Source organism: Eubacterium sp. SB2 (assembly GCF_001244405.1).
GTDB lineage: Bacteria > Bacillota > Clostridia > Lachnospirales > Lachnospiraceae > Faecalicatena > Faecalicatena contortus_B.
In genome coordinates this window covers 2,317,151-2,338,098 of the sequence record NZ_LN865153.1, presented here as the reverse complement: position 1 = coordinate 2,338,098, position 20,948 = coordinate 2,317,151, and the positions used below count along the sequence as shown (strand labels likewise).

Annotated in this window: 17 protein-coding genes; 13 read left to right on the top strand and 4 right to left on the bottom strand. The window is 47.9% G+C overall.

What is annotated here, in order from left to right:
* Positions 1 to 108 precede the first annotated feature (108 nt).
* Positions 109 to 258: a hypothetical protein gene (locus BN1938_RS23555; protein WP_156320712.1), complete on the bottom strand. Its 150-nt coding sequence runs from the start codon at positions 256 to 258 to the stop codon at positions 109 to 111.
* A 673-nt stretch (positions 259 to 931) separates the two neighbouring features.
* Here BN1938_RS23555 and BN1938_RS22700 point away from each other — a divergent pair.
* Positions 932 to 1,492, top strand: a complete 561-nt coding sequence (locus BN1938_RS22700; RefSeq protein ID WP_050642657.1) for a manganese efflux pump MntP — start codon at positions 932 to 934, stop codon at positions 1,490 to 1,492.
* Position 1,493: 1 nt separating this feature from the next.
* Here the strand turns inward: BN1938_RS22700 and BN1938_RS22695 are convergent, their stop codons facing one another.
* Positions 1,494 to 2,366, bottom strand: coding sequence for a metallophosphoesterase (locus BN1938_RS22695; protein WP_050642656.1), 873 nt, complete (start codon positions 2,364 to 2,366; stop codon positions 1,494 to 1,496).
* Positions 2,363 to 3,256 carry a DUF4474 domain-containing protein gene (locus BN1938_RS22690; protein WP_050642655.1) on the bottom strand — a complete coding sequence of 298 codons (894 nt, stop codon included), beginning with the start codon at positions 3,254 to 3,256 and terminating at the stop codon, positions 2,363 to 2,365. Before BN1938_RS22690 ends, BN1938_RS22695 begins: the two co-directional genes overlap by 4 nt.
* Positions 3,257 to 3,426: 170 nt before the next feature.
* Here BN1938_RS22690 and BN1938_RS22685 point away from each other — a divergent pair, with 170 nt between their 5' ends.
* Positions 3,427 to 4,458 (top strand): SDR family oxidoreductase, encoded by a 1,032-nt coding sequence (locus BN1938_RS22685; RefSeq protein ID WP_050642654.1) that lies wholly within the window; start codon positions 3,427 to 3,429, stop codon positions 4,456 to 4,458.
* Positions 4,458 to 5,729, top strand: a complete 1,272-nt coding sequence (locus tag BN1938_RS22680) for a dicarboxylate/amino acid:cation symporter (protein WP_050642653.1) — start codon at positions 4,458 to 4,460, stop codon at positions 5,727 to 5,729. The genes BN1938_RS22685 and BN1938_RS22680 overlap by 1 nt, the downstream gene beginning before the upstream one ends.
* Before the next feature lie 458 nt (positions 5,730 to 6,187).
* Here BN1938_RS22680 and BN1938_RS22675 read toward each other — a convergent pair whose 3' ends face one another.
* Complete coding sequence (locus tag BN1938_RS22675) at positions 6,188 to 6,673, bottom strand: cytidylate kinase-like family protein (protein WP_050642652.1); 486 nt, start codon at positions 6,671 to 6,673, stop codon at positions 6,188 to 6,190.
* A gap of 596 nt (positions 6,674 to 7,269) precedes the next feature.
* Here BN1938_RS22675 and BN1938_RS22670 point away from each other — a divergent pair.
* From BN1938_RS22670 to BN1938_RS22625, 10 genes are all read left to right on the top strand, one after another.
* The gene (locus BN1938_RS22670; RefSeq protein WP_050642651.1) at positions 7,270 to 7,815 is read left to right on the top strand and encodes a hypothetical protein; all 546 of its coding nucleotides are present in this window, start codon (positions 7,270 to 7,272) and stop codon (positions 7,813 to 7,815) included.
* Positions 7,816 to 7,886: 71 nt separating this feature from the next.
* Complete coding sequence (gene secD / locus BN1938_RS22665; protein ID WP_050642650.1) at positions 7,887 to 10,043, top strand: protein translocase subunit SecD; 2,157 nt, start codon at positions 7,887 to 7,889, stop codon at positions 10,041 to 10,043.
* A 147-nt stretch (positions 10,044 to 10,190) separates the two neighbouring features.
* On the top strand, positions 10,191 to 11,918 hold the full coding sequence (locus BN1938_RS22660) for an LCP family protein (RefSeq protein ID WP_242843907.1): 1,728 nt from the start codon (positions 10,191 to 10,193) through the stop codon (positions 11,916 to 11,918).
* Positions 11,919 to 11,947: 29 nt separating this feature from the next.
* Positions 11,948 to 13,954: a polysaccharide biosynthesis protein gene (locus BN1938_RS22655; protein ID WP_347562031.1), complete on the top strand. Its 2,007-nt coding sequence runs from the start codon at positions 11,948 to 11,950 to the stop codon at positions 13,952 to 13,954.
* 20 nt (positions 13,955 to 13,974) lie between these two features.
* Positions 13,975 to 15,177, top strand: coding sequence for a DegT/DnrJ/EryC1/StrS family aminotransferase (locus BN1938_RS22650; protein WP_050642648.1), 1,203 nt, complete (start codon positions 13,975 to 13,977; stop codon positions 15,175 to 15,177).
* Between the two features lie 177 nt (positions 15,178 to 15,354).
* A complete protein-coding gene (locus BN1938_RS22645) occupies positions 15,355 to 16,050 on the top strand; it encodes a sugar transferase (protein WP_050642647.1) in 696 nt (231 codons plus the stop codon).
* 13 nt (positions 16,051 to 16,063) lie between these two features.
* Complete coding sequence (locus BN1938_RS22640; RefSeq protein WP_050642646.1) at positions 16,064 to 17,287, top strand: glycosyltransferase family 4 protein; 1,224 nt, start codon at positions 16,064 to 16,066, stop codon at positions 17,285 to 17,287.
* 16 nt (positions 17,288 to 17,303) lie between these two features.
* Positions 17,304 to 18,389: a glycosyltransferase family 2 protein gene (locus BN1938_RS22635; RefSeq protein WP_050642645.1), complete on the top strand. Its 1,086-nt coding sequence runs from the start codon at positions 17,304 to 17,306 to the stop codon at positions 18,387 to 18,389.
* A 30-nt stretch (positions 18,390 to 18,419) separates the two neighbouring features.
* On the top strand, positions 18,420 to 19,814 hold the full coding sequence (locus BN1938_RS22630; protein WP_050642644.1) for an O-antigen ligase family protein: 1,395 nt from the start codon (positions 18,420 to 18,422) through the stop codon (positions 19,812 to 19,814).
* Positions 19,811 to 20,929, top strand: coding sequence for a glycosyltransferase (locus tag BN1938_RS22625; protein WP_050642643.1), 1,119 nt, complete (start codon positions 19,811 to 19,813; stop codon positions 20,927 to 20,929). The genes BN1938_RS22630 and BN1938_RS22625 overlap by 4 nt, the downstream gene beginning before the upstream one ends.
* Positions 20,930 to 20,948: the final 19 nt, after the last annotated feature.

Genomic DNA, 20,948 nt, shown 5'->3' with positions numbered 1-20,948 from the left:
TGCTAACTGCTTCTAAAAAAACGATGCCGGATATACGGGCACGGAGAACACATCACGGGGAATCTGATGATTCCCCGCGCTGGGTTCTCCAAAAACTTGATTTGGAGATCAAGTTTTTTCCCGTATATCCGGCGTCGTTTTTTTAAGAAGCAGTAAGCGCACTCCAGCATACCGAAACGGCATATACAGCCCCAGTCCCTTCCCGGCAGCCCTGTCATGAAGCTGGTTCATCCAATCGGGAGGATAATATACATTCATTTGGGGCCTCTGGACGGGAGCAGCGGATTTGAACTGGCTATGCGCAGCGGATCGCACTCCAGGGAGAGATATGCTTTTGTCTGTCAGCCGTCCTGTTCCATGCCAAGCGTCCCCCATCAAAAAAATATTTTATACTTGAAGTTTTCCTGATGGGATGGTAAAATATTAGGAGTTCGTGAGGGAGTAATTAGCGTAGTGCATACGTGGTAAGTCAACATACTGGCCGAGGAGGTCTGGCTTATCTTAAATAATGAGACTCATGTACAGTTTTTTGCTGTACATGTGTCTCTTTTTATGTTGCAGCGCAGGCTAGTACAGCAGTGCATTAATCTTTCAGTAATAAACGCCTGATATCTGCGCCAGAGTTGTGCCTGCTTTCGCGACGGCGTAGTGGTTCCTACGTCTAGCGAAAGCAGGTACAGCTATGGCGTAGAGAGCAGGTGCTTATTGCTGAATTATTCGTGCACTGCTGTACTAGTACATCGAATAATAATTAACTGCCACTTAAACCAATTTAAATTTCCGATAGCACTACTCCACAAGCCTCAGCGTAGCCCGCTACGCCTGCGTTTGTGAAGCAGCACTCTCGAAAATTTATATCGGCTTAAGAGTCAGTTACTTATTTTTCGATGTACTAGCACGTGGGAAGGTTCACAAAGGAGGAAGATGACAGATGGGAATTATTGAATTGTTTTTATTGGCGGTAGGTTTATCAATGGATGCTTTTGCGGTGTCTGTCTGTAAGGGGCTGGCGATGCCGAAGATTACCGTGAAAAAGGCTTCCGTTGTGGGGCTGTGGTTCGGTGGTTTTCAGGCGCTGATGCCGCTGGCAGGGTACTTTCTGGGGGTGCAGTTTAAAGATAAGATTACGGCTGTTGATCATTGGATTGCCTTTATTCTGCTGGGCATCATTGGATTTAATATGATCAGGGAGGCGTTGTCCCCGGGCTGCGAGGCGGCCAGCGATGCGCTGGATGTCAAAACGATGTTCGTCCTTGCTGTTGCAACCAGCATAGATGCCCTGGCTATTGGGATTACTTTCGCTTTTCTTCATGTAGATATTATATCAGCGGTTTTCTTTATCGGAGTTACAACCTTTCTCTTATCTGCAGCCGGCGTGAAGATCGGAAATGTCTTTGGAACAAAGTATAAGGCTAAAGCGGAGCTGGCGGGGGGCGTGATTCTGATCTTGCTGGGACTGAAAATTCTGCTGGAGCACCTGGGGGTTCTTTAAATCAGAAATCCCAGCTTTCCCCCAGCGTTTCGCGCGCAACATACAGGGTGCGGTCTTCTCTGGTGCGCAGCGTCCATTTTACCAGCGTCAGGCGACGGTTTTGGATTTCAATGCAGGTAATGCAACGGGGGTGTACACAGCTGCCGGTATTGAAGTAGGGAGAGGCATCCGATCCGGTCATAGGGCGGTGGGTATGGCCTGCTATGAGTACTTTCTGTTCCCTGAGTGCCCAGTCGGAGAGACGCTTTTCTACTTTTTTCTTCCTGGAATAATTTCTGGCGGCACTGGTTGGATCGGATACCCCAAGCGCCTCCAGCGGCTTCCAGAGGTACCGCACGAGAAATCTTGCGGCCGGGCTGCCTGTACTGTTTAGAAAATCAGCCTGGTGTCCGTGGGTCAGATACAGATCTCTCCCATGTTCCATATCTTTTAATATCACCCCCTGAAGATAGCACATATCAGGAAAGAGAGGGACTTCGTCCGCCTGTCCGCTGGCGTGGTATGTGGAACAGTGTTTTCGACAGTAGCCGCAGTGGCGTTTGCTCTGGTCGTGGTTTCCGTAAAGCATATACAGCCGTCCTTTGTTTTTAAATTCCCGGAGCAGCCAGAACACATTACTGTGAATGTCTATGATTCTGGAAAATGACCTGTTTTCCCACAATTCATCTCCGTCACCCAGTTCAATATATGAAAATCCCCTCTCATAATAGTAATTTAGGGCCGCAAAATAGAGGTTCTGATTCTTTAGAAAATTGTCATTGTGATCACCGGTGCCGCGATGGCAGTCACTGATAAGCACAAAACGTGAGGTGCTGTATAAGGGGACTTCCGGTGCTTCTGAAAAAGCACGCGAAATCCTCTGGTACCAGCTCATGAGTGCCTCCCGGTTCTTTTTCCAATTCTGCGGATGCGAAGTGTCTTCCGAAACAGAAAAGGGGACAGATAATAGAGGAAAAGAAGCCTGTCAGCGGTGCTGTAAAACGGCCTGGTTATCCAGAGGTACAGCCGGCAGGCCAGCCTGGATTTCCACAATACATAGCTCTGTACCCAGGTATCCCATGGAACGCCCGGCACTTTGGGGTCAGTGAGGTAAAATTGTACGGTAGTGCCGTAGACCAGGATTTCACTGTCTTTATAGCCCAGCCCAATGAGGGCGCGGGTAAAAGAGCGGCACATAGATTCTTCCGGAAAAGTCAGTACCGCCTCCAGAAGCAGGTCCTCCGGCTGCGTACAGGTACCCATGACAAATCCCCCCGGCCGCCAGTGGGTCTGGGACAGATTGAAAAACGGGCATTCTGGTCCGATCAGCCTGAGCCGGACAGGCAGCATTTCTTCCGGTTCTGCGGCTGGAAAGATTGTCTGGCGCCGCAGCGCAGGCGGTATGATCGTATCTGCATGGCAGATTCCGGCCTCGGCCCCGGTACTGATCCCATACTGCCCCTTCCAGAACTCGATCAGCCAGGTCCTACCCCGATAATTAAAGTAGACGGGCTCACGGTCAAAAACCATGTTTGCAGACAGGGCTGTCTGGTCGTAAAATTCCCCGCAGCCGGATTCTTTTTGCCACGCGTCCGTACTGGTAGTAAAAATATCCTGTACAAACTGATACGTGAAGCCGAAAGGCTCCGCGAGTTCATTCAGGAGGCTGCATTTTTTCGTGCAGGACATTTTCCGGACCTTTGTCAGGCTCCGTTTTCTGCGGATGCAGAAAAACGCGCAAAGTAAGAGCAGTATTACAATGATAGAAGTGATGATAAGATACATACGCAAAATCCTACAGTGATTCTTCCTATATTATATGCAAAATTCTGTAAAATGGCCGTAAAACCTTGAAATTTGGGGGAATCCCATATATAATACACGGGTTGTGGATATGACAGGAACAGTGTACAGCTGGGAATCAATTGAGGACTTTACGGAAGGGAGAAGAGCGAATGGGATACGACTATGGGAAAATCTGGGTTGCAGGCGCGGCTGGACGTGTGGGTACGATGATACACAATATGCTGGATATGCGGGATGTTGAACTCCTGGAGACAGATGTGGAGGAACTGGACATTACCTGTGCAGCTGATGTGAATTTGTTTGGCAGCAGAAATCGTCCGAACACAATTATTAACTGTGCGGGAATGACGGATGTACAGGAATGTGAGGATAATATAGAACAGGCCTACAAGGTAAACGCATTGGGTGCGAGAAACCTAAGCGCCATTGCCAGAAAAATTGATGCAAGGATCATTCAGATATCAACAGATGATATTTTCTGGGATAACAGCTGCAGGAGTTTTCACGAGTTTGATACGCCAAATCCGAGAACGGTCTATGGAAAATCAAAGCTTGCCGGGGAAAATTTCGTCAAAGAACTGGCGCCTAAGCATCTGATAATCAGAAGCTCCTGGGTATATGGAAAGGAAGGGCATAACTTTGTAAATTCCATTATAGAGCAGGTTCAACATGGCGGCATTATCGAGGCTGCCATCAATGAATATGCATGTCCCACCAGCGCAAGGGAGCTGTGCAAGGTAATCCTGCGTCTGATCAAGGAAGAGCAGGAGGGAATCTACCATGCAGTCTGCAGCGGGTCCTGCAGCCGCTATGAACTGGCGCAGGAGATACTGCGGATCATGGGCAGACAGGATGTTAAGCTGGAACCGGTAGAACTGGAAGAACCTGGGCAAGAGACTTGCAGGTATACAGAGAACTGTGGAAGCACGTATATCCAAAGTGCATCCAGCAACTCATGCACTTCGGGCGGATCTGCAGAAAACTGCGGAATAAGGTATACCCAAAGGGCACCCCGCAATGCATGCCCTGCGGGCGGATCCGCAGAAAACTGCGGAATAAGGTATACCATTCTGGATAATATGATGCTTAGGATGTGCGGAATTGAAGAGCCGGGACCGTGGCAAGCCGCACTGAAAGAGTATTTACAGGAGCTTAACCTGCAGGAAGGAGCGGAAATTTAATGGAAGAGACAAAGAAGAAAAAATTTGGTCTTACGACATTGATTTTCATCAGTCTGCTGCTCGGTGCGGCGGCAGGGATTATACTCCACTATCTGGTGCCGGCAGGATATACCAGAGATACCGTTATCATTAACGGGATCTTTTATGTGATCGGCAATGGATTTCTCAGGGCTATGCAGATGCTGGTTGTACCGCTTGTGTTTTGCTCTCTTGTCTGCGGCAGTATGGCGATAGGGGATACAAAGACGCTCGGGAAGGTGGGCGTTAAGACGATTGTTTTTTATCTGTTTACTACGGCAGCGGCGATCACGTTGGCACTGGGGATCGGCAATCTGATCAATCCTGGAGTGGGGTTGGATATCAGCAGCGTGGAAAAAACAGAGACAGCAGCTGCAGAGGCAGTCAGTTTTGCGGATACTATCCTGGAAATAATTCCGAAAAATCCGATACAGGGATTGGCGGAAGGGAATATGCTTCAGATTATATTCTTTGCTATATTTGTGGGGATTCTGCTGGCGAAAAGAGGAGAGCGCGCAGCGTCTGTTTCTCAGTTCTTTGCCCAGTTCAATGACCTGATGATGGATATGACGATGGCGGTGATGAAGGCCGCCCCGATCGGGGTGTTCTGCCTGATCGCAAAGACCTTTGCCGGAATCGGATTCGATGCATTCCTTCCCATGCTCAAATATATGGCGGCGGTATTTTTAGCGCTGCTGCTGCAGGGGTTCGGTGTATACCAGATCCTGCTGAAAATATTTACAGGGCTGAACCCTGTTAAATTCGTAAAGAAGTTTCTGCCGGTTATGGGATTTGCATTCTCTACGGCAACATCCAATGCTACCATACCGCTATCCATAGAAACGCTGGATAAAAAAATGGGAGTGTCCAAAAAGATATCCTCCTTTACGATACCGCTCGGAGCAACGATCAATATGGATGGAACAGCAATCATGCAGGGAGTGGCTGTCGTTTTTGTGTCCCAGGCCTTTGGAATCAGTCTGTCGCCGGCGGATTATATTACGGTGATCGCAACCGCTACATTGGCGTCAATCGGAACGGCGGGAGTACCGAGCGTCGGGCTGATTACACTCTCCATGGTGTTCAATGCGGTCGGGCTTCCGGTAGAGGGAATTGCACTGATCATGGGCATTGACAGGATACTGGATATGACGAGAACGGCGGTTAACATAACGGGGGATGCGGTTTGCACAACTATCGTGGCACATCAGAATAAAGAACTGCGCAGAGAGGTCTTCGAGAGGGGAGTTTGACGCCCAGCGAACCGCAAGAGGAAGGATGCCCTGTGAGATGCGGGACGGAATGCGCGGCAAGGTCTGTGCTGTTTTGCAGGGCGACCCGCAGGCGAACCAGCAGTAGGAGAAAAAAGACAGGATTGCAGAGAACCAGAGACATTCACCGCTTAAGCTGATGCTTAAGCGGCTCAGGTCTCTTTGGAAATTGCTTTGGAGAGCAATTTCCATCTCTGCAATCCTGTCTTTTTTCTCTTACTGCTGGTAAGCCTGCTCTACGCCCTGCAAAACAGCACAGACCTTGCCGCGCATTCCGTCCCGCATCTCACAGGGCATCCTTCCTCTTGCGGTCCGCTGGGCTGGTGCATCCTGGCGGGAGTGGGAGAAGCGAATTGAACTGGGGGACGGGGGATGTGCTGGACTCGGCAGGGCTGTGAAGCTATAATGGATAGCTTTTTTCAGGCGGTTAAATATTTTGTTTATATGTACTCTAGTTTTTCGAAGTAATGCATCAGGATGTCGGCGCAGTTTTCTACTCCTAGTTCGGAGGTGTCCAGGATCATGTGGTAGTCGTTTACATCACCCCAGGTTTTGCCGGTGTGTTCGTAGTAGTAGGCGGCTCTTTCTTTGTCGGTACTCTCGACTTTTTCTTTGGCTTCCTCGTGGGTGAGGGATTCCAGCTCCATGATGCGGGATATACGGTCTTCTTTGTCTGCGCAGACGAAAATATTCAGGACGTTTAGACGGTCTTTCAGAATGTCGGATGCGCAGCGGCCGAGGATGATGCAGGGGCTTTTGGCAAGTTCACGGATTGCTTCGGCTTCTGAGTCGTACATTTTGTCATCTATTGTATGTTCAATGTAGGCTTTGTCGTATACCGGGATGTTCAGTCGCTGGGACAGCTCATTTGCAATGATACTTGCTCCGGTACCAAAACGGCGGCTCATTGTAATTATTAATTTCATAGTTTTTCCTCCTTCGTGTATACACTTGGGTTTGGCTTATGGGTCTATGTGTTTCCTTATTATAACACTGATGTGCGGAAAAGTGTAGATTTTATTGCTTAGAAATCTTAGTATTCGCGGGTGGGGGACGCTGAGAAAAAGGGGAGGAAGGTTTCTGCCGGGGCTGTATATGCCGTTTCGGAAACCGGCCGTCCGCTAAGAATCCGTAGAAGAAAAAGCGGGAAAAACAGAGGGATCAGCGGCATGCAACCCGAAATTTGATAATTTCGGGTCTTAGGCCGCCTCGGAATTTGATGCGGACATCAAATTCCGCCCTCTGTTTTTCCCGCTTTTTCTTCAACGGATTCTAGTACGGACTTTAAGGCTTCCGAAACGGCATATACAGCCCCGGCAGAAACCTTCCTCCCCTTTTTCTCAGCTGGTGCATCCGGGCGGTAGGATTTAATTTCTAAGGAGGGAGTAAATCCGGGAGAGGCATATGTGTGTTTCTTTGGTGTTGCTTTGTCTTCTGAGGAGGGGATAAATGATATGTGAGGGACTTGTATTTTTAGAAATTTGGTGTTGTGATAAAAGGGGAGGGAGGTTATAATGGGGCTGTGACAGAAATCGGCGGGAAAGGCGGGAAGGGCATCGTGAAGAACAGGAATCAGAGAGCGGCTGTGGTTGTTTTGATTGTTTGTATGGTGTTTTTTGCGGCTTTGGAGAGCGTTGGCGGATTTCGGGCGGGCTGTCGGAACGAAGGGGGCGGTGCGCTGCAGTCTGCTGCAGCTGTTTTGGGAAACGATACATGTGCAGAGCGTTTGGGAGAAGGATTCCGGGCTGGCGGATGTGGGTATGCGGGACAGCGGATGGACGGGGGAGACAGCCTGCGTACGGGGAGTTTGGATTTTATGCCTGCTTCGGAAGCGAAGGATACGGTTTTTATGCGCGGCGGCAGGATGGATGAGGATTCTGCGGAGCCTTCTTTGTTTTTTGTTGAAGTCTTTCTTATATTAAGTGTTTTTCAATTTCTTCTGGATGGCAGGACGTGGTCTGCGGTTCAGTCTTTTTGCATGGGTTTTCAGAATTATGCCATGCTTCAGGTTCATATTATCCAGCAGCGGGACGGGAAAAAGGGCCGGCTTTCTTATTCTTTTTCATAATGAGTGTTCATAAGTGAAAATAGGGAGGATCCTCAGGGGATCATCTGGTTGAATAAGAGGAGGCTAATACTTTGAAAGAACATAAACGAAATATATGGATTGTGCTGTGTGTAACCGCAGTGTTTCTTTATGCTGCCATTTTCGGACTGGGCAGTGATTTTAAGGGTGCGGTGGATATGCGTTTTGGGATTGATATACGGGGCGGTGTGGAAGCGGTCTTTGAGCCGGAGGGTGTGACAGAGACTCCGTCCGCAGAGGATCTGGATGCGGCGAGAACGGTGATAGAAAACCGGCTGGATGCGCAGAATATTTTGGACAGGGAGGTAACTGCAGACAAGGAGCATGGGAATATTATTGTACGGTTTCCATGGAAGTCGGATGAGAAAACATTCAATCCGGAGGCTGCCATTGCTGAACTGGGTGAGACTGCGAAGCTGACCTTCAGGGACTCACAGGGGAATGTTCTGGTAGAAGGCAAAAATGTTGCGGACAGCAGTGTGGTTAAGAACAAGCAGACAGGAGAGTATGAAGTGTCTCTTGAATTTGATAAGCAGGGGGCAGAAGACTTTGCAGATGCCACGGAGAAGCTGGTCGGACAGTCCATGGGCATTTATATGGATGAGGAACAGATATCCAATCCAGTGGTCAGGGAAGCAATCAAAGGCGGGCAAGCCGTGATCAATGGCATGGGTTCTCAGGAAGAGGCGGAAACGCTGTCTGAAAAAATTAATGCGGGGGCGCTGCCGTTCTCTTTGAAGACGACGAACTATAATACCATCAGCCCGACGTTGGGAAGCGGGGCTCTTAAAGCGATGACAACGGCTGCGGCCACGGCCTTCATTCTGGTCTGCATTTTTATGATTTTATATTACCGGCTTCCGGGGACGATCGCCTGCCTGGCGCTGGTATTTCAGATGAGCCTTCAGGTTCTGGCTTTGTCTGTGCCCCAGTATACCTTAACACTGCCCGGGATTGCAGGGCTCATCCTGTCCCTGGGAATGGCGGTGGATGCAAATGTGATCATCAGCGAGCGGATCGGGGAGGAGCTGCAGAAAGGCTCCAGTATCCGGACGGCAGTGCGGCGCGGCTATAAGAATGCTTTTTCTTCCGTACTGGACGGAAATGTGACGACCGCGGCAGTGGCGGTGATCCTGATGATTTTTGGCTCGGGTACCATGCTGAGTTTTGGCTATACTCTGCTGACGGGGGTACTGATCAATCTGGCAGCAGGCGTATGGCTTTCCAGGGTCATGCTGAGTTCTGTGATTCTTTATCCGGGATTCCAGAAGCTCAAACTGTTCCGTGTGAAAAAGGAACGGAAAGTGATCGACTTTCTCGGCAAGCGTAAAGCTATCCTGATATTTACGGTATCCGTGCTGGCGGCCGGAAGCATTATAAGCGCGGTGAGGGGTGTAACGCTGGATACACAGTTTACCGGCGGGGTTATTTTAAAATATACCTGTGAGGGCACGCCGGATACGGAAAAAGCTGCCAAGGCAGTCGAAGGCGTATTAGATCGTCCTGTCAACGCCCAGGCAGGAGAGGATTTTGTGTCGGGGCAGGAGAAGCTGGTTTTGAATCTGGGAGGCAATCAGGGTATTTCACCCCAGGAGCAGGAAAAGGTGCTGCAGCAATTGCAGGCAGTTCAGCCGGAATTAAACTATCAGTCATCGGAAACCTATGCGGTGGAACCATATATCGGAGCCAGGGCTCTGAAAAATTCTGCAATTGCCATCGTTTTGGCCGCTCTGTTTATTGTTGTGTATATCAGACTGCGTTTTTCCGCGCTGTCGGGCTTTTCTGCGGGAGTGTCGGGAGTGATTGCTCTTCTGCATGACGTTTTCATTGTATTTCTGGTATTCGGAGTTTGTAAAATACCCTTAAATGATGCGTTTGTATCAGTAACTTTGACAATAATCGGGTATTCTATTAACGATACGATCGTACTGTACGACAGAATACGGGAGCATATGAGCGGCCACACAAAAGAAGGCCTGGTTCCGCTTGTGAACAGGAGTATAACGGAAACATTAGGGCGTTCTGTTAATACGGCGTTTACCACGGTGCTGTGCGTGGCAATTGTGCTGGTGTTTGCAATCATTTATAATATAGAATCTATTAAAATATTTGCACTTCCTATGCTGATCGGTATGATCAGCGGCTGCTATTCCTCAATCTGCGTAGCCGGAGCGGTCTGGGTTACCTGGAAGGAACGGAAAAAATCTTAATATTTGCGTAATATAATATTAATAAGTTTCCATCCTGTTGCGAAAAATGTTGAAAAATGCTATTATGTTTTGGTATGTAACTTAGTTTTGCATATAGAAAGTATATAAATTATTGAAATAAGATAAAGAAATGGAAGGGGCATACCGATGGGCCAGAATAAAATGAGCGATAGCGAAAGAGAGGCGTACAGGAGAGAGCAGGCCAGACAGCGCCGCAGAATGGAAGAAAAGCAGAAAAAGACGGTACAGGGGAATCCGGCCAAATCTGTGGCCAAAGGAGGCAAAAGCGGCAATGGTAAGAGCAAAGCTGCAAGGCCGGGAAGCGCCGGCAGCAGGAATGCGGCGAACGGCGGCAGACCCTCCGGGGGAACAGGTAACGGCAAAAAAGGCAATTCCGGCAGGCATCCGGCGCCAAACAAAGTGAGCAGACAGATAGGGATCGTACTCTGCGCAGTTCAGCTGGCTGTAACGCTGGTGTTTATAGCCGCTTTGTTTGTTTTGAATATGCTGCCCATGAAATATCTGGGGATTATTATTGCGGTCCTTGTATTACTTTGGGTACTTCCGCTTTCAAGCCAGCTGATATCTAAGAAAAAAGCGATTGCCGGAAAAGTGCTGAGCGTGCTGATGTCCATCGTGCTGGTTCTGGGATCCTATTATATATTTAAGACAAACGGCACTGTAAAGGACATTAGCGGCGGCAATAAAAAAGTCGATAAGATGGTTGTCGCTGTACTGGCGCAAGACCCCGCAGAAAACATCAAGGATGCATCCGGCTACGACTTCGGAGTACAATACGCGATGAAGGGCGACGATGTGAAATCTACGGTGGATATCATTAATAAGGAAGTGGGCAGCAGCATCTCGACGGTAGAATACAGCAGCCTGAATGAGCAGGCGCAGGCGCTGCATGACGGCGCTGTGGAAGCGATCATTTACAACGATGCCTATACGGCTATTTTGGAAGAGGCATTTACAGGATACAGCGACAGCGTAAAGATTATTTATACCCATGAAATTACAAGCAAGCTGGAGAATACTGCAGCTGACGTAAAAGTAGATGATGACTGCTTTACAGTCTATATAAGCGGAATCGATGTATTTGGCGCGATTGAGACTAACAGCCGAAGCGATGTGAATATCATTGCGGTTGTCAATCCGACGACGCACCAGATCCTGCTTGTAACGACGCCGCGTGATTATTATGTAGAGATTCCGGGTATTTCGGGCGGACAGCTGGATAAACTAACTCATGCAGGAATTTACGGGGTGGATGCATCAATGGCGACGCTGGCGAAGCTGTACGATACGGATATCGACTTTTATGCAAGAGTGAACTTTACATCCCTGGTACAGATGGTGGATGCACTCGGCGGTGTGGATGTCGTTTCGGAACAGGAATTCAACACCAGTTATGATTCAGGCCTTGAGATGTATGTGGCCCAGGGAGTCAATCATTTTAACGGACAGCAGGCGCTGGCATTCTCCAGGGAGAGACAGAATGTAGACGGCGGGGACTTCCAGAGAGGAAGAAATCAGCAGGCCGTCATCACTGCGATGATCAAGAAGGCGATATCACCGGCAATCCTGACAGGCGCAAACGGTATTCTGAGCAGCATCAGCGGGAATGTAGATACGAATATGTCCCAGGAGCAGATTCAGGAGCTCATTAAGAGCCAGCTGAATCAGCCGTCCGCATGGAATATCAAATCCATGTCGGCAACGGGAACCGGGGATGATCAGGAATGCTATTCCTCTCCGGGAAGCATCCTCTATGTAACGCAGCCGGATCAGAATTCAATTAACGAGATTAAACAGGCCATTGACGCAGTGGAGGCAGGAGAAACGCTGCCGGATTCTGAAGTGGCACAATAAAATTCTAAGATACCGAGGAAAAGAATATGATGAAACTGTTAAAAAAGTGGGATCTTTCGATTATCTATAAAGCATTGCTTGTAGTTTTGGATATCGTATTTATCAATGCCAGTTCCTTTCTGGCATTGTGGATCCGCTTTAATATGCAGATCAGTGAGATACCTGCCGAATATTACACCTCTGTGCTGGATCTGGTCGTAGTGAATACGATTGTGACCGTTGTGATCTTTGCTGCCTGCAGATTATATACAAGCCTTTGGAGATTTGCGAGTATCAAAGAACTGGTATATGTGATTGAAGCCTGCCTGGCATCGGTTTTGTTTAATATTCTGGCCTATTATCTCACTTACAGGACCATATACAGGGGATATTTTCCTCTTTATGTTGTTGCCTTGTTTCTGCTTACCTGCCTGAGCCGGTTTTCATACAGGCTGGCAAGGCTCTTGTACCGGGGGAATATTCACGGGAGGCATGTGCGCAATACCATGATTATCGGAGCCGGCGAGGCCTGTAATGTGGTGATGAAAGAACTGGAACTTAGTACGGAGCTGGATGCAAAAATCTGCTGTGTAATCGATGATAATCCAAGAAAACGAGGTACATTTATCCACGGAGTTAAGGTAGTGGGCGGCAGGGAAGAGATCCTGCACAGTGCGGAAAAATACCGGATTAATGAAATCATCATTGCAATCCCAAGCGCAGATAAGCGGGAGCGGCAGAAAATCCTGGATATCTGCCAGAAGGTGCCGGACTGTGAGCTGAAGATTCTTCCCGGCGTATACCAGCTGGTAAATGGAGAAGTCAGTGTATCAAAACTGCGCAATGTAGAGATTGAAGACTTGTTGGGAAGAGATCCGATTCGAATTACGACGGAGAAAATCGGGCGGTATGTGTCCGGCAAGGTGGTACTGGTGACAGGCGGAGGCGGAAGCATTGGAAGCGAGCTGTGCCGCCAGATAGCGGCAAACGGTGTAAAACAGCTGATTATTTTTGATATCTACGAAAACAATGCCTATGATATCCAGCAGGAACTGAAAGCAAAATTTCCGTATCTGGATCTTGTGGTGCTGATCGGATCGGTCAGAAACGGAAGAAAGGTGAATAGTGTTTTTGCCCAGTACCGTCCCGATATTGTCTATCATGCGGCCGCGCACAAGCACGTACCGCTGATGGAGGACAGTCCCAATGAGGCGATCAAAAATAACGTCTTTGGAACTTATAAGGTAGCGCTTGCGGCGGACAGGTACGGTGTTGATAAATTTGTGCTTATTTCTACGGATAAGGCGGTTAATCCGACAAACATTATGGGCGCCTCCAAGCGGATGTGCGAGATGATTATCCAGGCCTTTAACAACCGTTCAAAGACAGAGTATGTTGCAGTGCGTTTTGGAAACGTGCTGGGCAGCAACGGAAGCGTGATTCCGCTGTTTAAGAAACAAATTGAAGCAGGCGGGCCGGTTACCGTGACCCACCCGGATATTATCCGCTATTTCATGACGATTCCGGAGGCCGTCTCACTGGTTCTGCAGGCAGGGGCCAGCGCTAAGGGCGGAGAAATCTTTGTGCTGGATATGGGCCAGCCGGTGAAGATTGTGGATCTGGCAAAGAACCTGATCCGGCTGTCGGGCTATACACTTGGAATGGATATTGAAATTAAGTATACCGGACTGCGGCCGGGAGAGAAGTTATATGAAGAACTTCTGATGGCAGAAGAAGGTCTGGAGAATACGGAAAATGAAAAAATACACATCGGAAAGCCGATTGAATTTGATGAAGAAGAATTTTTAAACGATCTGGAGGATTTATATCGTGAGGCATATGCGGAGACCGACCGTATGAAATATATTGTCCATAAGATTGTTCCGACCTATCATCTGCGGGATGCAGATATTATCAGGGATCAGCAGATACAGGCCGGATGGAATAAAGATTTTTCAGACACCCGTTCCAAACTGCCCAGCGCTTTTTTGGACAGAGGGATTGCGGATGCAGATATACGGACAGACAGTCCCAAATCCAGAAAAAACCTATCATAACAGGAAAGAAGGCACAAAATATGAAGGTACCATTTTCACCACCGGATATTACCGAAGAAGAAATTACAGAGGTTGGGAAGACCCTGCAAAGCGGCTGGATCACTACCGGGCCGCGGACCAAGGAATTCGAACGCAGAATCGCGGAATACTGCGGTACACGTAAGGCTGCCTGTCTGAATTCCGCTACCGCCTGTATGGAGATGACACTCCGCGTGATGGGAATTGGAGCAGGAGACGAAGTGATTACGACTGCATACACGTATACGGCTACCTGCAGCTGTATCTGCCATGTGGGGGCAGTTCCTGTTTTAGTGGATACGCTGCCCGGATCCTATGAAATGGATCCAGAGAAAGCGGCGGAGGCGGTGACGGAACGCACAAAAGCAATTATATGCGTGGATCTGGCCGGCATTATTTACAGCAGATACGATGAAATCTTCCGTATTGCCGAAGAAAAAAAACAGATCTACCGGCCGGCTAATGAGCGGCAGGAAGCGCTTGGCCGTATTCTTGTGATGGCAGACGCCGCCCATGCATTTGGCGCGCGCAGGGAGGGCAAAAAGTGCGGAGAGATTGCGGATTTCACCTGTTTTTCATTTCATGCAGTTAAAAACCTGACTACAGCCGAAGGCGGGGCGGTGACCTGGTCCGATACATTGCAGAAGGCAGGTCTGGATGCGGAAGGACTATACAGGGAATATATGCTTCTTTCCCTTCACGGGCAGTCCAAGGATGCTCTGGCAAAAACACAGGCAGGTGCTTGGGAATACGATGTTGTGGCGCCTTATTATAAGTGCAACATGACGGATATTATGGCGGCTATAGGACTGGTGCAGCTGGAGCGGTATCCGGAGATTCTGGAGAGAAGAAAAAAAATCATCGGCATGTATGATGAGGGGCTGGTAGAAAGCCCGGTGCAGGTGCTGACACACTATGGAGAGCATCATCAGTCCAGTGGACACCTATATCTTGTACGTGCGCTTGACAAATCACGTGAAGAGTGTAACAATATTATAACAGAATTGGCAGAAGCTGGAATTGCGTCCAATGTCCATTACAAACCACTTCCGATGCTGACCGCTTATAAGAAGATGGGATTTGACATACAGGACTTTCCGAATGCTTATGCACAGTTTGAAAATGAAATTACGCTTCCGCTTCATACCTGCCTGACTGATGAACAGGTGCAGTATGTATCCGATACATTTCGGGCGCTGCTATGAGCGCGGATATAGCATTACGATAGAATAGAGATCCAATGTTAAGAGCCCTTCGGGACTTGGGACATGATGAAAGATGTATGCTACTGTGCACGCCCGCAGGGTGTAACAGTAACAGGTGTATAGGAATGTTATGACAGGGCGTAGCAGCCGTTATTCTTACAATCAGGAGTAAAAAGAATGATCAGATGGGAACAGCTGCCGGATTCGATGAAGAACAAGACACTCCGGCCTTATTATGATAAATTGAAAAAAAAGAAGTTCAGTCTGTGTATGAAACGCATCATGGATCTTCTTTTTGCAGTGGTTTTGACCGTTGTTTTAGCACCGGTCATGGCTGTGCTTGGACTATGGATAAAATTGGACAGCAGAGGGCCTGTCTTTTACAGACAGGAGCGGATTACACGATATGGGAAACCATATCGTATTTTCAAGTTCAGGACTATGGTTGCAGATGCGGATCAAAAGGGGCCTTTAGTCACCGGCAAGGCGGACAGCCGCATCACAAGGGCAGGAAAGATGCTCCGCAAATGCAGGCTGGATGAGCTGCCGCAGCTTTTTAATGTACTAACCGGGGACATGTCTTTTGTTGGAACCAGGCCGGAAGTAAGAAAGTATGTGGAGCAATATACCGATGAGATGATGGCAACGCTTCTCCTTCCCGCAGGAATCACATCCCGTACCAGTATTATCTTCAAGGATGAGGATTTGATGATGGAAAAATATCTGAGGGAGACGGGGAAATCGGTGGATGAAGTATATGTGGATCATATACTTCCCGTGAAAATGAAACATAACCTGCAGTATCTCCAGAACTTTCATTTCTGGGGAGATATCAGGGTAATGATAGATACAGTACTGGCAGTGATAAAGTAGAGGGGGATATACGATGAAGAAGATAGCAGTCATTACAATGGGGGTAAGACTGGATGGAGAAAAGGGCTATACCCGATTCCGCTACCTTTGCGATTTTCTGACAAAATCGGGATATCAGGTGGATTTGATCACGACCACATTCCAGCATTGGGAAAAAGCCCAGCGGGATATGGAAAAGATTAAAAAAGAGGATTACCAGTTCGGTATCAAGTTTATATATGAGCCGGGATACAAGAAAAATGTGGATCTGAAAAGAATCCGCAGCCATAAGATCGCAGCAAAGAATCTGACGGCGCTGCTGGAGAAGGAAGGGGATTATGATCTTCTCTATGCGGAAATTCCGCCCAATGATGTGGCGCTGGCGGCAGCCGAATATGCGAAGCGGCGGGGCATTCCTTTTGTGGCCGATGTAAACGACCTTTGGCCGGAGGCCATGCGGATGGTGCTGGATATTCCCGTGGTCAGTTCTATTTTATTCCATCCACTGCAGAGAGATGCAGAAAAGGTCTATTCCCTGGTATCGGGAGTCATCGGTACATCGGATGAATATAGAGACAGGCCGTTTCAGAATCAGAAGAGGGAAGTGCCTAAGGCCACGGTTTATGTAGGCAACGAGATCTCAGAATTTGATAAAGGCGCCGAGGAGAATGACGCTCTGGTTGCAAAGACAGAACATGAGTTCTGGGTGAGCTATGCCGGCACAATCGGAACCAGCTATGACATCCGTACCATGGTGCTGGCTGCGGAAGAACTGGCAGGAAGAGGCAGGCAGAATATCCGGATCAAGATACTGGGCGGCGGCCCGATGAAAGATGAGTTGGAAGCGCTGGCGCGGGAACGCCAGATCTACAATGTAGAATTTGTTGGTTATGCACCCTATGATAAAATGGCAGCTTATCTGAAAAAGTCGGATATTCTGGTCAATTCTTTTGTAAGAAAGGCTCCGCAAAGCATTGTTACCAAGATCGGTGATTATCTTGCCGCCGGCAGGGCAATGATTAATACATGCATGAGTCCTGAATTCAGAAGAAAAGTAGAGGCGGACGGCTTTGGCGTAAATATCGAACCGGAGGATGTCAAAATACTGGCGGATGCGATCGAAGATTTGTATGAGAATGAAGAAAAGCGCCTGGAAATGGGGAAAAAAGCAAGAAAGATTGCGGAGGAACAGTTTGACAGGCCCAAATCATATAGAAAGATAGAAGAGTTAATCAGGGAACTGACAGAAAAGAAGTAAATTGAGAGGTACATTTATGGATATAAAAGAGGCAAAAACGCCTTATTTTTCCATCGTTATGCCTGCGTACGGCGTGGAGAAATATATAGACAGAGCGATTCAAAGCATACAGAATCAGACATTTGACAATTGGGAGATCCTGGTAGTAGATGACTGTACTAAGGATGGAAGCGGAAGGATTGCAGAAAAATACGCCTCGGAGGACTCCCGCATCCAGGTGATACGCCATGAGGAGAACAGGGGGTTGAGCGCAGCACGCAATACCGGAACCAGAGCGGCCCGCGGAGAATACATCTGGTTTATGGATCCGGATGATTATGTGGATCCTGCCCTGCTGGCGCAAGTGTATGCCTCTATCGAGAAAAATCCCGCGCAGGCAGTGCTGTTCGGTCATATTGAAGAATACTATGATAAGAAGGGGCATCTCCAATATACACATCCTATCTGCCCGGAAGAACATTATTACCGGTCTGCTGAAGAATTCCGGCCCCATATAATAGAGCTGGAACAACAGACACTGTATGGGTATGCCTGGAACAAGTTTTATCTGCTTTCCTATATCCGGGAGCTGAAGCTGGATTATGAAAATGTCAGGCTGATCGAGGATATCGTCTTTAATGTTAAATATTTTATGGATATAGAAAGATTGAATATTCTGTCCATTGTGCCGTATCATTACGGCAAAAGGATGGAAGCGAATCTGACGAATAAGTTTGTACCGGATTATTTTAAACTCCACAGGCAGCGGATTGAGATGCTGTTTGACCAGTTTTCCTACTGGGGGATCTGCACGGAAGAAGTCAGGAGTATTCTGGGGAGCCTGTATGCAAGGTATATTCTTTCCGCTCTGGAAAGAAACTGTGACAGGCGTTCAGGAATGAATCATGCACAAAGGTATAAGTGGTGTAAGGGGGTGTTTGCCCAGGGCCTGTTCAATGAATTGATACCGATGGCACGGGCCAAGGAAAGTGTGACGCTTCGGACTGCACTGATGCTGTTCCGCTGGAAGAAAGCAATCCCATGTTTGATGATGGGGAGGGGAATCTATATGGTAAGGAGATTTCTGCCTATGGTTTATTCGAGGGTGAAATCAGGACGTTAACGTGTTTTAAAAATAACTGCAAGGAGAATTATGACAGAGAATAAGAGATTTAAACAGGTACTTTTTATATTTAAGATGTATTATATGATTTATTTACTGCTGGCTTTCAATGCCTTTGTAAACGGGACTGTATGGATGAAGTATGCGACGATTTTATCGGCGGTCTGGGGAGCGGTGCTGGGGCTTTGGATGCTGAAGGATTACCGGCTTTATCTGAAGGTTCCGAATCTTTGGCCCCTGGCTGCGTTCTTGCTGAGCGCGGTATTCAGTGCGGTTATGAATATAAGGTATGGATATCTGGAGAATATAGAAGGCCTTGTATGGATGTTTATCTCTTTGTTTATTATATATATACCGACCTGCACGTATAGCAGGGAAGAGGTATTGAAGGAATTGAAAATTACGGCGGCGGTGTATGTTGTCTACTGTACCGTTGTTCATATAATCAGCCTTTCTATGGTGTATTGGGGCAGGAATATGGGATATACAGACCCTCTGGGGACAGAGCACATCGTAGGCTTCAACTGGGGACGGCTTTGGGGAATCTATGACGAACCCAATAGGGGATCTGTTATTGCGCTGGCGGCAGTTTTTCTGGCAGTCTATCTTTTCTGGATATCCAAAAGGAAAGCCGGGAAAGTATTCTGGGTATTCAGTATCATGGTGCAGTTTCTGTTTCTTGTGTTTTCCGATTCCAGAACCGGGGAGGTCGCTCTGGCTGCCGGTCTGTTTGTAATGGCAGGTCTCTGTCTGTACCGCCGGTTTGGAAGATTCAAAGGAAGGGCTGCGGCAGCGTTCGCTGCGGCGCTGGTGATCGGATTGGCAGCAGTTGCGGGAACCATGGGATTTAAACAGGTCTATAATACTGTAGATAAAAAAATAGAAGCAGTGCACAGGGCAAAAAAAAATATTCCAAAGAAGAGCAACTCAGGAAGGAAAGCGATCGGGCGGAAAGCCGATCTTGCGCATGACCTTAGTAATGGCAGAATGGGAATTTGGGAAAGCGGTCTTGAGATCATAAAGGCATCTCCGGTATACGGCGCCAGTTACCGCAATATTACGGAATTTGCAGAGGACCGGTTTCCGGAAACATATCTTGTGAAGAATTCTTTGGGTATCAAATATGACTCTATGCACAGCATGGTGGTGGATACGGCTACGGCACAGGGCGCTTTGGGCATAGCAGCGCTTATATGGCTCATGGTTAATACGCTGTTGTATATGAAGAGAAAGGTAAAGGGAGCGCCACCTGATATCTTCAGACCTGCGGTGGCTGTTTTCACGGTAATGGTTTCTATTTCGGCGGCGGCCACGGTGCTTTCCACGATCTTTTATGTGAATTCACCGGAGACATTTTGTTTTTGGCTGTGCTTTGGATATTTCATTGCCCTGCTACAAACAGGGCATAAGGAAGAGGCAAAATGAAAAAGGTTTTAATTGGATTTATTATGGATGGTACAGGCGGAGGGATTGATGGATATCTGCTTAATTTTCTGGAAACCGCCGGGGGAGAGGATGTGCAGATGGATTTCCTTACCAACCATATCGATGAGGGGCTGCGGCAGCGGCTCGAAAAGTATCATTCCCGTTTATTTGAGATTCCCAGCCTGCGCCACCCTTTTAAACAGTATGCAAAGGTGTGCCATTTGATCCGGAATAACCACTATGATATCGTTTATTTAAATATATCTACGGCAATAGATTGTGTGGCAGCTCTGGCAGCAAGAAAGTGCATGGTAGAGAAACGGGTCCTGCATTGCCATGCCAGTGGGAATGACTGTGCAAATTCACTGAAACGACTGGTCTTTAACAGCATTCATAAAATATGCAGACTGTTTTTGTACCGGACAGGCACCGAGTTCTACGGTGCTTCCAGACTGGCCGGAGAGTGGGCATTTCCGAAAAGAATCGTGGATTCGAATCGTTTTCATGTAGTAGTGAGTGGAATTGATACCCAAAAATATACATTCAATCAACACATCAGGGATGACGTGAGAAGGGAACTACAAATAGAGGACTCTTTCGTGGTCGGTCATGCTGGTACGTTCACCTATGTGAAAAATCATGGATTTCTTCTGGAAGTATTCCGGGAAATCTATAAAAAAGATTCCAAGGCCGTTCTTCTGCTGATCGGAGCAGGAGAGGAAATGGAAATCATAAAAAAGAAAGTGCGGCAGTATGGGCTGGAAAGCGCGGTGCGTTTGACGGGCTGGAGGAATGATGTGGACAGGCTTCTTCAGGGCATGGATTTTTTTGTTCTTCCGTCTCATTTTGAGGGTCTTTCCATGATCAGTCTGGAAGCACAGGCTGCGGGGCTGCGCTGTGTATTAAGCAGTGGTGTGCCCGAAGAGGCAAAGATCAGCAGGGAGTGTTATTTTCTTCCGTTAAGCGCAGGTGCTGATAAATGGGCAGAATTTATATTAGCTCACAGGGAATATGACCGAAATAACGTGAAAATAGATATGGACAGCTGTTTATTTGACCTTAATGCCCAGAAGGCTGTTCTGAGAGGAATATTATACCCAAAGGGCACCCCATAACTCATGCCCTGCGGGCGGG